We start from the raw sequence: 12,160 nt of genomic DNA, 5'->3' as shown, positions 1-12,160 counted from the left end.
CACGGCGCTGGTGGGCGCGTCGCTGGGTCTTGATGGCGGGGATCCTAGGACCGAAGCAGACCGAAGTGGTCGGAATTGGTGGCCGTCCCTTCGGGTGATCTCCCGGGACCGTGGGCGAGCGGTCCGGATGGTCCGCTTGGACCGCCGGTGGCCCCAGGGCGTAGCGTGGCAACCCTTATGTCGAAGAAGACGGACAAGCGCAAGACCAACGCCCGCCGCAAGAAGGCCAACCACGGGGTCAAGCCCAACGCTGGTCGCGGCTGAGGCTTCGCCTCACCACAACCTGATCTGACTGCGGCGCAGCTCTCCGGCTGCGCCGTTCTCGCCCGGGGCCCGGTGCCGGGCCCCGCTCAGCTGGTGGGGTGGGTCGCGGTCCAGGCCAGCAGGTCCTCGGCCGACCACGTGTTGATGATCCGGGACGGGTCGATGCCGTGCTCGGCGGCCTTGTCGCAGCCGTAGGCGATGAACTCGAGCTGGCCCGGCGCGTGCGAGTCGGTGTCGATGCTGATCTTGCAGTCCCAGTCGAGGGCCAGGTCGAGCAGCTCCGGCGGGGGGTCCTGGCGCTCCGGGCGGCAGTTGATCTCGACCGCGGTGTCGAAGCGGGCGCAGGCAGCGAAGACGATCTCGGGGTCGAAGGCCGACTGGGCCCGCACCACCCTCTGGTCCTCCCCGAAGCCGCTGACCTTGCGGCCGGTGCAATGGCCGAGCACGTCGACGTGGGGGCTGGCGATGGCCAGCACCATGCGCTCGGTCATCTCCCGGGGCTCCATCTTCATCTTCGAGTGGACCGAGGCGACCACCAGGTCCAGCTGGGCCAGCAGGTCCGGGTCCTGGTCGAGGCCACCGTCGGCGAGGATGTCGACCTCGATGCCGGTGAGGATGCGGAACGGCGCCAGCCGCTCGTTGAGCTCGGCGATCTCGTCGAGCTGGGCCAGCAGCCGCTCGCGGTTGAGGCCGTGGGCGATGGTGAGCCGAGGGGAGTGGTCGGTCATCACCAGGTACTCGTGGCCCAGGCCCATGGCGGTGCGGGCCATGGTCTCCACCGAGGCGCCGCCGTCGCTCCACGTGGAGTGGCTGTGCAGGTCGCCCTTGATGGCGGCGCGGATGTCGGCGCCGGGGCCGAGCGGGATCTGGGTGGAGGCCTCGAGGTCGACGATGCGCTTGGGCACGATCCCCGACGCCGCCTGGGTGATGACCTCGGCGGTGCTCTTGCCGATGCCGGCCAGCTCGGTGAGCGTGCCGTCGGCCAGGCGCTGCTCCAGCTCGCCCTCGGGCAGCTCCCGGATGATCTCGGCCGCCTTGAGGAAGGCGGCGGTCTTCTGCGACGGGAGCAGCCCCCGGTCCTGCAGGTACACCACCCGTTCCAGCGCTTCGATCGGCTCCATGGCGCCGAGGGTACCCGTGGCTCGCCGGTGGGGTGCCCCCGCTACGGTCGCTCCGTGACCAGCTACCGAGCGATCGCGACGGACCTCGACGGCACCCTGCTGCGCACCGACAAGTCGGTGTCGCCCCGCACCCGGGCGGCGGTGCACGCCGCCGAGGAGGCCGGCCTGCTCTTCGTCATCGCCACCGGACGGCCGCCGCGCTGGATCGCCCCGGTGGTCGAGGAGCTGGGCGACCGGGGGCTGGTGGTGTGCGCCAACGGCGCCACCGTCTACGACCCGGCGCGCCACGAGCTGGTCCACCGCACCGAGCTGGCGGCCGACGTGGCCGGCACCATCATCGACGACCTCGAGGCCGCCTTCCCCGACGCCGTCCTCGGCGTGGAGCAGGGCTTCGACTTCGGGGTCGACACCGCCATCGAGGGCACCGACGTGCAGTGGGCCACCCTCATGCCCGACATCCAGATCGCCCCTGTGCGCACCTTCCTCACCCGGCCCGTCACCAAGCTGATCGTGCGGATGCCCCACCCGGCGCCCGAGGGCACCGCCGCGGCGGTGCAGGCGGTGGTGGGCCAGCGGGCCCTGGTGACCCACTCCACCAACGAGTCGTTCCTGGAGCTGTCGCACCCCTCGGTCCACAAGGCCTCGGCGGTCGAGCGCCTGCTGGTCGAGCACGGCATCGCACCGGCCGAGGTGGTGGCCTTCGGCGACATGCCCAACGACCTCGAGCTCATCCGCTGGGCCGGCCACGGCGTGGCGGTGGGCAACGCCCACCCGCTGCTGCAGGAGGCGGCCGACGAGGTCACGGCCACCAACGACGACGACGGCGTGGCCCTCGTCATCGAGCGCATCCTCGCCGGGTGAGCGGCCTCGGGCTGGCCACCGTCCTGGCCCTCACCGCCGCCGTCCTGCACGCCACCTGGAACCTGCTGCTCAAGACCGCCCCGGCGGCCGACCGCGACCTCACCTCCTGGGGCCTGTTCCTGGTCGGTGGCGTCCTGGTGGTGCCGGTGGTCGTCGGCCTCGGCGGCCCGGGCGTCGACGCCGCGCCGTGGCTGGCGCTCTCGGGCGTGATCCACGTCGGCTACATCACGTTCCTCGTGGCCGCCTACCACCACGGCGACTTCTCACTCGCCTACCCGCTCGCCCGCGGCGGGGGTGCCGTGGTGGCCGCCGTCGGGGGCGCGGCCTTCCTCGGCGACCAGCTGCCGCTGCTGGCCTGGCTGGCCATCGCCGTGGTGGCCGCCGCGCTCGCCTCGCTGGTGGGTCGCGGGGTGTCGCTGCGGACCGTGCGCGACGCGCTGCTCACCGGCGTCGCCATCGGGGCCTACACGGTGGTCGACGCTCACGGCTCCCGGGTCAGCCCCGACGCGGTGGCCTACGGGCTCTCGTCCACCGCCACCGCCGCGGCGGGGATCTCGGCGGCGTTCCTGGTCCGGGGCCGCGGCCCGGCGCTGGTGGCGGCCTGGCCGGCGCACTGGAAGCGCTGGAGCGTGGCCGGAGCGTGCACCGCCGCGGCCTACGCCTTGGTGGTGGTGGCCGTGCGCCACGCCCCGGTGGGCTACGTGGCGGTGCTCCGGGAGTCGTCGGTGGTGCTCGGCGCGCTGGTGGGCTGGCGCATCCTCCACGAGCCGCTCGGCGGCCGCCGCCTCGTGAGCTCGTTCGTGATCCTGGCCGGCATGCTCGGCCTCATCGCCGCCACCCTCTAGCTGGCGGGGGCGGCCTGGTCCACGAACCAGGTGGGGTTCTCAGGGCCGGGACCCGGCGGATCCCGCCTGGTTCGCCGATGCCCACGAACCGGGTGGGGTTCTCGGGGTCGGGGTCCGGCGGATCCCGCCTGGTTCGCCGATGCCCACGAACCGGGTGGGGTTCTCGGGGTCGGGGTCCGGCGGATCCCGCCTGGTTCGCCCCGGCGGGCTTCGGGGGCCGGAGGGGTGGCCGGTAGCCTCGGCGGCAATGGAACGCTTCGGCTTCGTCGGCCTCCCCAACTCGGGCAAGTCCTCGCTCTACAACGCGCTGGCGGGCGGCGGTGCGCTCGCCGCGCCCTACGCCTTCGCCACCACCGACCCCAACGTGGGCGTGGCCAAGGTGCCCGATCGCCGGCTGGACCTGCTGGCCGAGATGTCGCAGAGCAGGAAGGTCGTCCCGGCCAGCGTCCAGTTCGTCGACATCGGCGGCCTGGTCGAGGGGGCCAGCACCGGCGAGGGCCTGGGCAACCAGTTCCTGGCCCACATCCGCGAGGTCGACACCGTCGTCTTCCTGCTCCGGGCCTTCGTCGACACCGACGTGCCCGGCCCGTCCGACCCGCTCGAGTGCCTGCGGGTGCTGGAGATCGAGCTGGCCCTGGCCGACCTCGAGACCGTCGAGAACCGGGTGGAGAAGCGGCGCAAGGCGGCCAAGCAGGACAAGTCGCTGACCGAGCTGGTCGAGGCGCTCGACGCCGCCCACCAGCTGCTGGCCGACGGCACGCCCATCTACCGCGGCACGCTCACCGAGGCGCAGCGCGAGGTGCTGAAGGAGGAGTTCCTCCTCACCAACAAGCCGGTGCTGGCCCTGGTGAACGTGGGCGAGGACGACCTCGACCGCATCCCGGAGATCATCGCCCCGGTGGAGGCCGAGCTGGCCGGCCAGGCCGAGGTCATCGGCATGTGCGTGCAGCTCGAGGCCGAGGCCGCGCAGTTCACCGGTGCCGAGCGCCTCGAGATGCTCGGCGCGCTGGGCCTGGGCGAGGGCGGCCTCGAGCGCTTCATCCACAGCGCCTACCTCCTCATGGGCCTGCGCACCTACCTCACCACCGGCGAGAAGGAGAGCCGGGCGTGGACGTTCCGCGCCGGCTCCAAGGCGCCGCAGTGCGCCGGGGTCATCCACACCGACTTCGAGCGGGGCTTCATCCGGGCCGAGGCCATCCAGTGGGACGAGCTGCTGGAGCTGGGCTCGTGGGCCAAGGCCAAGGACGTCGGCAAGATCCGCGTCGAGGGCAAGGACTACGTGGTGGCCGACGGCGACGTGCTCGAAGTTCCGGTTCAACGTCTGAGGGCCGGCGCCGTGCCCTGGTTGCTGCGCGACGGTGAGGTGCTGGCCAGCTTGGAGATCGCCTCCAGCCGGTCCGACCGCACGCGGGCTGCTCGGGCGCGACGGCTTCGAGGGCGCCCTGCTCATCGAGCGCACCCGCTCGATCCACACGCTCGGCATGCGCTTCCCCATCGACGTCGCCTACTGCGACGCCGAGCTGCAGGTCCTGCGAACGGCGCGCCTGCGCCGCCACCGCCTCCCGCTGCCGGTGCCCGGCGCCCGCCAGGTGATCGAGGCCGAGGCCGGCCGCTTCGCCCACTGGGGCCTGCGCGCCGGCGATCGCCTCGAGGTGCGGGCGTGACCCGTCCGGACGACGACCTCGAGGCGGCTGCCGATCCCGGGTCGGCGGACGACGGCGCCGACCTCGGCTGGACCGGCTACGACGCCGCGCCCGGCACGGGCCGCGAGCTCACCGAGGCCGACCTCGATGCGCTCGACCTCGGCGACCCGGACCTCGGGCCGGAGCACGGCCTCGGCGCCGAGCGCCCCGCAGCCGCGGGCGGGAAGCTGGTGCTCGTGGGCACGCCCATCGGCAACCTCGGGGACCTGACCCCGCGCCGTCGCCACCCTGGAGCGGGCCGCGGTGGTGTGCTGCGAGGACACCCGCCGCACCGGCCGGCTGCTGCAGCACGCCGGCATCCGCGCTCGCTCGCTCAAGGTCGTCAACGACCACACCGAGCACGGCGCGGTCGCTGACGTGCTGGCCCGCCTGGCCGTCGGCGACCTGGTGGCGGTGGTGTCGGACGCCGGCATGCCCGGGATCTCCGACCCCGGCGAGCAGCTGGTGGCCGCCGCGGTGGCGGCCGGCTACCCGGTGGAGGTCGTGCCCGGCCCGTCGGCGGCCGTCAGCGCCCTGGTGGGCAGCGGGCTGCCGGCCGGCCGCTTCGTGTTCGAGGGCTTCCTGCCTCGCAAGGGCTCCGGGCGCACCGAGCGGATCGCGGCGGTCGCCCCCGAGCGGCGGACCGTGGTGCTCTACGAGGCGCCGCACCGGGTGGCCCGCACCCTGGCCGACCTCGCCGCAGCGTGCGGCGACGACCGGCGCGTGGTGCTGGCCCGGGAGCTGACCAAGCTCCACGAGGAGTCGTGGCGGGGCACGCTGGCCCAGGCGGTGGCCCACGTCGCCGAGGTCGAGCCGAGGGGCGAGTACGTGCTGGTGCTCGACGGGGCGCCCGAGCCTGCAGCGGTCACCGACGAGGCCATCACCGCCGCCCTGGCCGTCGCCCGAGCCGCTGGTGCGTCCACGCGGGACGCGGTGTCCGAGGTGGTGGCGCAGCTGGGCGTGGCCAAGCGCCGGGCCTACGACCTCGCCACCGCCAAGCCGGCCTAGTGGTCATCGGCGACCCGGCGGCCGAGCTGCTCGCCCTCGTGCAGGCCCCGGGCGACCCGGCGCCCGACACCGCCACCCCCGCCGAGCAGCGCGCCGCGGCGCTGGTGCGGCGCCGCTTCGGACTGGCCCTGCCCCCGCCCTTCGCCGGCCGGCCGGGCGACGAGCCCGTGCGCGTGGCGGCCGCCGTCGACGGTGCCGCCATCGCCGCGGTGAAGTGGCGCACGTTCGGCACCAGCTACCGCGGCGGCGTGCTGCCCGACGCCTTCCTCGACCGGCGCGAGGTCGTGCCACCGGCGTCGTTCTGGACGGGCCGGGCCATGGTCCCGCCCAGCCGGCTTCACCGCCTGCTCGTGTGGGGGCGGCCCGGCACGGTCTTCGGCTACGCCGACCTCGGCCCGGTGCACCCCGACGACCGCGAGCCTGGCGCCGCGGACGCCGGCGAGGTCTACGAGCTCTACGTCGACCCCTCGGCCCAGGGGGCCGGTGGCGGGAGCCGCCTGCTGGACGCCGCCGAGGCGTGGTTCGCCGACCGGGGCCTGGCGCGGGTGGAGCTGACGACGCTCGCCACCAACCTGCGGGCCCAGGCGTTCTACGCCGCCCGGGGGTGGGCGCCCACCGGCCGGGTCACCCACGTCGACCTGGGCACCGTCGCCTTCGACGAGGTCCGCTTCGCCAGCGACGGACCGGCGCGGTCGGACCGCCCGTAGGCTCGACCACGGTGCAGGACCCCGACCTCGATCCCCCGGCCGACGAGCCGCTGCCCTCGCGGGTGGTCAAGTGGAGCCGGCGCTCCGCGCTCGGCGCGGTGATGACGGGGATGGCGCTCGGCCTGCAGGAGGTCCTGGAACCGCCGCGCGAGACGGCGATCGTGGTGGAGGTCGACGCCGATGGCGAGCCGCACGACCTGCCCATCCGCCTGCTGCTCGATCCCGACGATCCCAGCGGCAGCCTCTGCATCGTGCGACGGGACCCGCCGCCCCCGGTGGTCTGATCGAGGTCCCGGCGCCACGAGCACCGAAGGGGGCCGAACGGCCACGACGGGCGTCACCCCTTCGCGATACCGGCGGTACCTGGCCTTTCAGCCACTCTGGGTATCCGAACAATCACTCCGAAATGGGCCTTTTGGCTCATGCTCGATCGGCCCGGAGGGTGTTCTATCTGTTGCAGCGAGCAGCGCCCACGAAGCGCCGAACGCACCGCATCGCAAGGTGTGGGGGGAGCATTTCAGACCGACGGTTCGGGGGGAGCGTCAGTCCGGAATGGGATCGGGAGTGCCGGCTCAGCCGGCGCTCCCGATTTCGCGTCTGGGCCCCGGCTCGACTTCGGGGTTGCGGACCGCCCCTACTAGCTTGGTCCCGGTCCTCGTCAAGGAGCTCTGCGTGCCCGCTACCCCGATCCGTCGTCGCACCCGCTCGGCGGCGCCGTTCGCCGGCGTCCTGCTGGCGATCGCCCTGCTCGCCGGCTGCGCCGGCCAGAAGGCACCCGGCAGCTACACGAGCGGGGTCCGCAAGGACTTCATCGAGGGCTGCTGGACCACCCTGGTGCGCGACGACCAGGGCGCCGAGGCGGCCAAGCTCTCGGCCGACCAGCTCGAGGCCAAGTACGGCGACGCGGCCAAGGCCGCCACCAAGGGCTGCACCTGCGCCTACAACGCCTTCAAGGACGACCTGAAGTTCGGCGACTTCAAGAAGCTGAACGACAACGAGACCGAGACGCCGAAGGCGCTCGAGGCCAAGGTCACCAAGATCTACGCCGATTGCACCCTGACGGCGTCCACCGAGTCGTCCTAGGCCCCGCTCGGCGTGCCGCTCGAGGGCTCGCGCCCAGGGAGCGGCCGTCGCGCTAGGAGCTCGTCGGCTCGCTGGCGTCGGGCGTGGGCGGCGGAGCGACCGGCTCGTCGGCCTGGGCCGACGGCGGCTCCGCAGTGACGGCGGGGCCGGGCGCAGCGTCGGCGGCCACGTCGGCCACCTGCTCGCCGACCTTGGCCTCGGCGGGATCGGTGGCGGGCGTCGCCGGTGCGGTGTCGGCCGCCTTCAGCTCGGCGTCGACCTTGGCCGGCGCAGCCGGCGTGCCGTCGGCCGGCGCCGCGGCCGCGTCGGCGGGCTCCTTGGTCTTGGCCTCGGCGTCGGCCGGGGCCGCCTTCTTCTTCTTCTTCGGCGGGGGCGGCGGCATGAGCTTGGGGAAGCCGATGGCCTGCTCGGGCCAGCGGTTGCGGCTCACCCGGGACAGGCGGTCCATGAGGGCGATGGCGGCGGGGTCCTCCTCGGCCGGCTTGACCTCGATGACGCCGGCCTTGGCCATGCGGGTCATGACCTCGCGGCCCAGCTCGGTGCGGACCACGGTGAGCGTGTAGTCGTTGAACTTGCCGATGCCGCCGGTGGAGATGTCGGCGTGCTCGGCGGCGAAGTCGGGGCAGTGGTTGCAGCCCTCACGGGTCCAGGCGTGGCACTCCTTCAACGGCACCTCGTGGTACTCGTCGTCGTGGGTCCAGATCTGGAAGACGCCCTTGATGTTCATCTTCTTGATCGTCTCGCGCTTGATGCCGTACTTGGCGTCGAAGAGCTCGTCGAAGATGCGGTCGTCGAAGGTCTTCGAGCAGAGCAGGCCGATGGTGAAGCGGATCGGCTTGCCGACCTTGCCGATCTTGCGGCTCCACATCACCGGGGCAGCCGAGGTCTGGCAGCCCATGCCCACCAGCGCCAGGTTCTCCAGGCCCTTCTCCTTGGCCTCGTCGTAGGCCAGCCAGTTGGCGGAGTAGGTGTAGCGGCTGCCGGCGGTGGCCAGGACCTCATCCTTGGTGGTGGCCACCATGGGCTTGGCCTTCCAGCTGGAGCCGTCGCCCTCGAGGCCCGACACCAGGGCGCCGTCGATGTAGCCCTCGTCGAGCAGCCAGATCAGGATGGCCGACACCAGGCCGCCGTCCTGGCCGGTCTGGTGCACGTGGTCGTCGGCGGCACGGACCAGGAGGGTCTGCTCGGCGATGCCGTGGATCTCCTCGGTCTCGCGGATGCGACCGAAGAGGTGCTCCTCGGCGGTGGGCTCCCAGTCGCGGAAGCGGGGGCAGGCCCGGGTGCAGGACGTGCAGCCCTTCTGGCCGTGGCCGCAGTCGGCCAGGCCCAGCTCCTCCTCGATGTGGAAGGGCTTGTAGCCGCCCTCCTTGTGCTCGTAGCCGATGACGTCGTGCGGGCAGGCGATCACGCAGGCGGAGCAGCCGGTGCAGAGCCCCGAGGTGATGACCTCCTCGTAGAGCTCCTTCCACTGGTGGGTCCAGCGGCCCTCTTCCCGGGTGAAGAACGGCTCGGGAGCGGCGGGCTCGGCGATGGGGGCATCGGTCACCGTCATGGTCGGCATCGTAGGGCGACCGACCTGCCGGTAGGCGACCCGAACGCCGCCGGAGGCGCTGGTCGGGCGGGTGGGGTGGCACGTCCCTTGACCCGCGGGTCAAGATGGGGCCATGGATCTGAGCTACCCGCCCGAGGCCGAAGCGTTCCGTGTCGAGATCCGGACCTGGCTGGAGGAGAACCTCCCCGCCGGCTGGTTCGACGAGGGGTTCAGCCAGACCCCCGAGGAGAAGCAGGCCTTCAACGAGGCCTGGCCGGCCAAGCTCTACGGCGGCGGCTGGATCTGCGCCGCCTGGCCCAAGGAGTACGGCGGCAAGGGCCTCACCACCATGGAGAACGTGGTGCTGGCCGAGGAGTTCGCCCGGGCCAAGGCGCCGCTGCGCGCCGACTTCTTCGGCGACACCCTGGTGGGGCCGACCATCCTGCAGCACGGCACCGAGGAGCAGAAGAAGGAGTTCCTGCCCAAGATCATGAAGGGCGAGATGGCGTGGTGCCAGGGCTTCTCCGAGCCCGACTCCGGCTCCGACCTCGCTTCCCTCAAGACCACCGCGGTGCTCGACGGCGACGAGTGGGTCATCAACGGCCAGAAGGTCTGGACCACCCAGGCCCAGTTCGCCGACTACTGCTTCCTGCTGGCCCGCACCGACCCCGACGTCAAGAAGCAGGCCGGCATCTCGTACCTGCTGGTGCCGATGAAGCAGGACGGCATCGAGGTGCGCGGCATCGTGCAGCCCGACGGCACCGCCGAGTTCAACGAGGTGTTCTTCACCGACGCCCGCTGCCCGGCCGAGAACGTGGTGGGCGGGGTCAACGGCGGCTGGAAGGTGGCCAACTCCACCCTCAGCCACGAGCGGGGCATGTCGGCCACCACGGGCTACCGCCGCTTCGAGCAGGAGTACGACCTCATGGTGGCGGCCGCCCAGGCCAACGGGAAGATCGACGACCCGGTCATCCGCCAGGGCCTCACCCGCTACTACACCAAGGTCCAGATCCTGAAGATCAACGGCCTGCGCAGCCTGACCCAGACCGTGCAGGGCACCAAGGACCTGGGCGTCGTCAGCCTCGGGCTCACCAACAAGATGTTCTGGTCCGAGATGCACCGCGACGCCATGGAGCTGGCCCTCGACATCTTCGGCGCCGCCTCCATGCTGGTCGACACCGCCCCGGCCTCGGGCTCCTGGCCCGCGGTCATGCGCGGCGAGGGCCGCCCGACCTACCAGCCCTCCGGGATGATGTCGGCCTTCTTCTTCTCCCGCTCCGAGACCATCTGGGGCGGCACCGCCGAGATCCAGCGCAACATCGTCGGCGAGAAGTTCCTCGGCCTCCCCCGCGAGCCCAAGGTCGAGCCCCCCAAGAAGTAGCGGCCCCCCCTCGAACTTGTTGCAGTTGGACGACGCCACGGTCGACAACTGCGACAAGTTCGGGGGGCGGGGCCACGGACGGTGTGGTGGGGGTCACGCGGTGACCCGATCGGGTGGGGTGGCCCCGGTACCGTGGTGCCGCCATGGATCCGGAACCCTCCCCAGCCGGCGAGGCCAAGCCGCTGCCGCGCCCGCGGCGGGCCCGGCGCTCGTGGCCCCAGCGGCTGCTGCTGTCGGTGGGGGCCCTCGTCACGGTGTTCGCGGTGGCCGCCGCGGCGGTGGTGGGCTGGGGGGGCGTGGAAGCTCCACCAGATCGACCGCACCAAGGTGGCGCTCGACGACGCCGTGGGCGGCCCCTCGAACTACCTGGTGGTGGGATCCGACTCGCGCTCGGGCGGTGACCCGCTCGACCCCAGCGCGGGCGACGACCACGCCCCGCTCGCCGACACGATCATGCTGCTGCGGATCGACCCCGGGAAGAAGCAGGCCAAGATGCTGTCGCTGCCCCGCGACCTCTGGGTCACGCTCGACACGACGGGACGGAAGGGCCGCATCAACGCCGCCTACTCCAAGGGCCCGCAGGAGCTGGTCGACACGCTGCGCGACGAGCTCGACGTCCCCATCAACCACTACGTCGAGGTCGACTTCCAGGGCTTCCAGGACATCGTCTCGGCCATCGACGGCGTCCCCATGTGGTTCGACCGCGCCATGCGGGACCGCAACACCGGCCTCGACGTGCTGCACCCGGGCTGCATCGACCTGGACGGGCGCAACGCCCTGGCCTTCGCCCGCTCCCGCCACCTCGAGTACTTCTCCCACGGCGGCTTCACCTACGACGGCACCGGCGACCTCGGCCGCATCTCGCGCCAGCAGCTGTTCCTGCGCCGGGTGATCGACCGCGCCAAGGACAAGGGCATCTCCAACCCGCTCACACTCAAGCGCCTGGTCGACGCCGGCACGTCGAACGTGACCATCGACGACCAGCTCTCGGTGGGCGACCTGCTGGCGCTCGGCCGCCGGTTCTCGTCGTTCGACTCCGCCGCCCTGCAGACCTACACGCTGCCCAACACGCCCCGCACCACCAGCGGCGGGGCCCAGATCGTCGAGGTCGACCGCACCGAGGCCGAGCCGATCCTCGCCCTGTTCCGCGACCCGGTGGCCACCACGGCGACCACCGACGGCGCCGGCCCGACCTCGGGCGCGGGGTCGTCGTCCACCACCGCGGTCACCTCCGACGTGGCGCCGGCCGACGTCGACGTGACCGTGCTGAACAGCTCGGGGCAGCAGGGCGAGGCCGTGAAGGTGGCCGACCAGCTGGTGACCGTCGGCTTCACCGTCGACCACTTCGGCAACGGCGAGGAGCTCCAGCACCCGTCGGAGGACCACACCGTCGTGCGCTACGCCGCCGGCCAGGCCGACGAGGCCCGCACCGTCGCCGCCAGCATCCGGGGCACCGTCGCCGTCGAGGAGGACGCCTCGCTCGACCGCGGCGCCGTGGTCCTGTTCCTCGGCGCCGACTGGGCCGGCCTGGCGCCGACCACCACCACCCGCGCCTCGTCGAGCACGAGCAGCAGCACCACGAGCACCACGGTGGCGGCGGCGCCCGAGCAGTCCGAGGTCGTCGGCATGATCCCCGGCGACCCGCCACCCGGGGAGTCCTGCGGCTGACCGGTCCGG

General features: G+C 72.6%; 12 protein-coding genes and 1 pseudogene. 11 read left to right on the top strand and 2 right to left on the bottom strand.

What is annotated here, in order from left to right; all coding sequences use genetic code 11:
• Window positions 1–350 precede the first annotated feature (350 nt).
• Entirely contained in the window at window positions 351–1,385 is a 1,035-nt protein-coding gene (locus KSP35_RS10710) for a PHP domain-containing protein (protein ID WP_217001651.1), read from the bottom strand.
• A gap of 54 nt (window positions 1,386–1,439) precedes the next feature.
• Between KSP35_RS10710 and KSP35_RS10705 the strand changes: the two genes are divergently transcribed.
• The 9 genes and pseudogenes from KSP35_RS10705 to KSP35_RS10665 all read left to right on the top strand — a co-directional run bounded on the left by KSP35_RS10705 (window position 1,440) and on the right by KSP35_RS10665 (window position 7,571).
• Window positions 1,440–2,246, top strand: coding sequence for an HAD family hydrolase (locus KSP35_RS10705; RefSeq protein WP_254127116.1), 807 nt, complete (start codon window positions 1,440–1,442; stop codon window positions 2,244–2,246).
• A complete protein-coding gene (locus KSP35_RS10700; RefSeq protein ID WP_217001649.1) occupies window positions 2,243–3,091 on the top strand; it encodes an EamA family transporter in 849 nt (282 codons plus the stop codon). The genes KSP35_RS10705 and KSP35_RS10700 overlap by 4 nt, the downstream gene beginning before the upstream one ends.
• A 247-nt stretch (window positions 3,092–3,338) precedes the next feature.
• Window positions 3,339–4,416: pseudogene (ychF, locus tag KSP35_RS25815) on the top strand (redox-regulated ATPase YchF).
• A gap of 33 nt (window positions 4,417–4,449) precedes the next feature.
• Window positions 4,450–4,755, top strand: a complete 306-nt coding sequence (locus KSP35_RS25810) for a DUF192 domain-containing protein (protein WP_217001647.1) — start codon at window positions 4,450–4,452, stop codon at window positions 4,753–4,755.
• Window positions 4,752–5,150 (top strand): hypothetical protein, encoded by a 399-nt coding sequence (locus KSP35_RS25805; RefSeq protein WP_217001646.1) that lies wholly within the window; start codon window positions 4,752–4,754, stop codon window positions 5,148–5,150. Before KSP35_RS25810 ends, KSP35_RS25805 begins: the two co-directional genes overlap by 4 nt.
• On the top strand, window positions 5,038–5,781 hold the full coding sequence (gene rsmI / locus KSP35_RS10680; RefSeq protein WP_217001644.1) for a 16S rRNA (cytidine(1402)-2'-O)-methyltransferase: 744 nt from the start codon (window positions 5,038–5,040) through the stop codon (window positions 5,779–5,781). Before KSP35_RS25805 ends, rsmI begins: the two co-directional genes overlap by 113 nt.
• Entirely contained in the window at window positions 5,781–6,488 is a 708-nt protein-coding gene (locus KSP35_RS10675) for an N-acetyltransferase (protein WP_217001642.1), read from the top strand. The genes rsmI and KSP35_RS10675 overlap by 1 nt, the downstream gene beginning before the upstream one ends.
• Window positions 6,489–6,499: 11 nt before the next feature.
• On the top strand, window positions 6,500–6,772 hold the full coding sequence (locus tag KSP35_RS10670) for a hypothetical protein (protein WP_217001640.1): 273 nt from the start codon (window positions 6,500–6,502) through the stop codon (window positions 6,770–6,772).
• Between the two features lie 388 nt (window positions 6,773–7,160).
• A complete protein-coding gene (locus KSP35_RS10665) occupies window positions 7,161–7,571 on the top strand; it encodes a hypothetical protein (RefSeq protein ID WP_217001638.1) in 411 nt (136 codons plus the stop codon).
• Window positions 7,572–7,623: 52 nt separating this feature from the next.
• On the opposite strand, the gene KSP35_RS10660 is transcribed toward KSP35_RS10665, so the two are convergent.
• Entirely contained in the window at window positions 7,624–9,123 is a 1,500-nt protein-coding gene (locus tag KSP35_RS10660; protein ID WP_217001636.1) for a Coenzyme F420 hydrogenase/dehydrogenase, beta subunit C-terminal domain, read from the bottom strand.
• A gap of 112 nt (window positions 9,124–9,235) precedes the next feature.
• Here KSP35_RS10660 and KSP35_RS10655 point away from each other — a divergent pair, with 112 nt between their 5' ends.
• On the top strand, window positions 9,236–10,483 hold the full coding sequence (locus KSP35_RS10655; protein WP_217001634.1) for an acyl-CoA dehydrogenase family protein: 1,248 nt from the start codon (window positions 9,236–9,238) through the stop codon (window positions 10,481–10,483).
• A 327-nt stretch (window positions 10,484–10,810) separates the two neighbouring features.
• Window positions 10,811–12,151, top strand: coding sequence for an LCP family protein (locus tag KSP35_RS10650; RefSeq protein WP_217001632.1), 1,341 nt, complete (start codon window positions 10,811–10,813; stop codon window positions 12,149–12,151).
• Window positions 12,152–12,160: the final 9 nt, after the last annotated feature.

It is taken from the genome of Aquihabitans sp. G128, from assembly GCF_019048865.1.
GTDB lineage: Bacteria > Actinomycetota > Acidimicrobiia > Acidimicrobiales > Iamiaceae > Aquihabitans.
The sequence above is the reverse complement of the archived record's forward strand: the minus strand, read 5'-3'. Positions and strand labels throughout refer to the sequence as shown.

Coding starts and splice junctions, on each gene's coding strand:
- KSP35_RS10660 (WP_217001636.1), bottom strand. CDS start 9,123: ATGACGGTGACCGATGCCCCCATCGCCGAGCCCGCCGCTCCCGAGCCG.
- KSP35_RS10655 (WP_217001634.1), top strand. CDS start 9,236: ATGGATCTGAGCTACCCGCCCGAGGCCGAAGCGTTCCGTGTCGAGATC.
- KSP35_RS10710 (WP_217001651.1), bottom strand. CDS start 1,385: ATGGAGCCGATCGAAGCGCTGGAACGGGTGGTGTACCTGCAGGACCGG.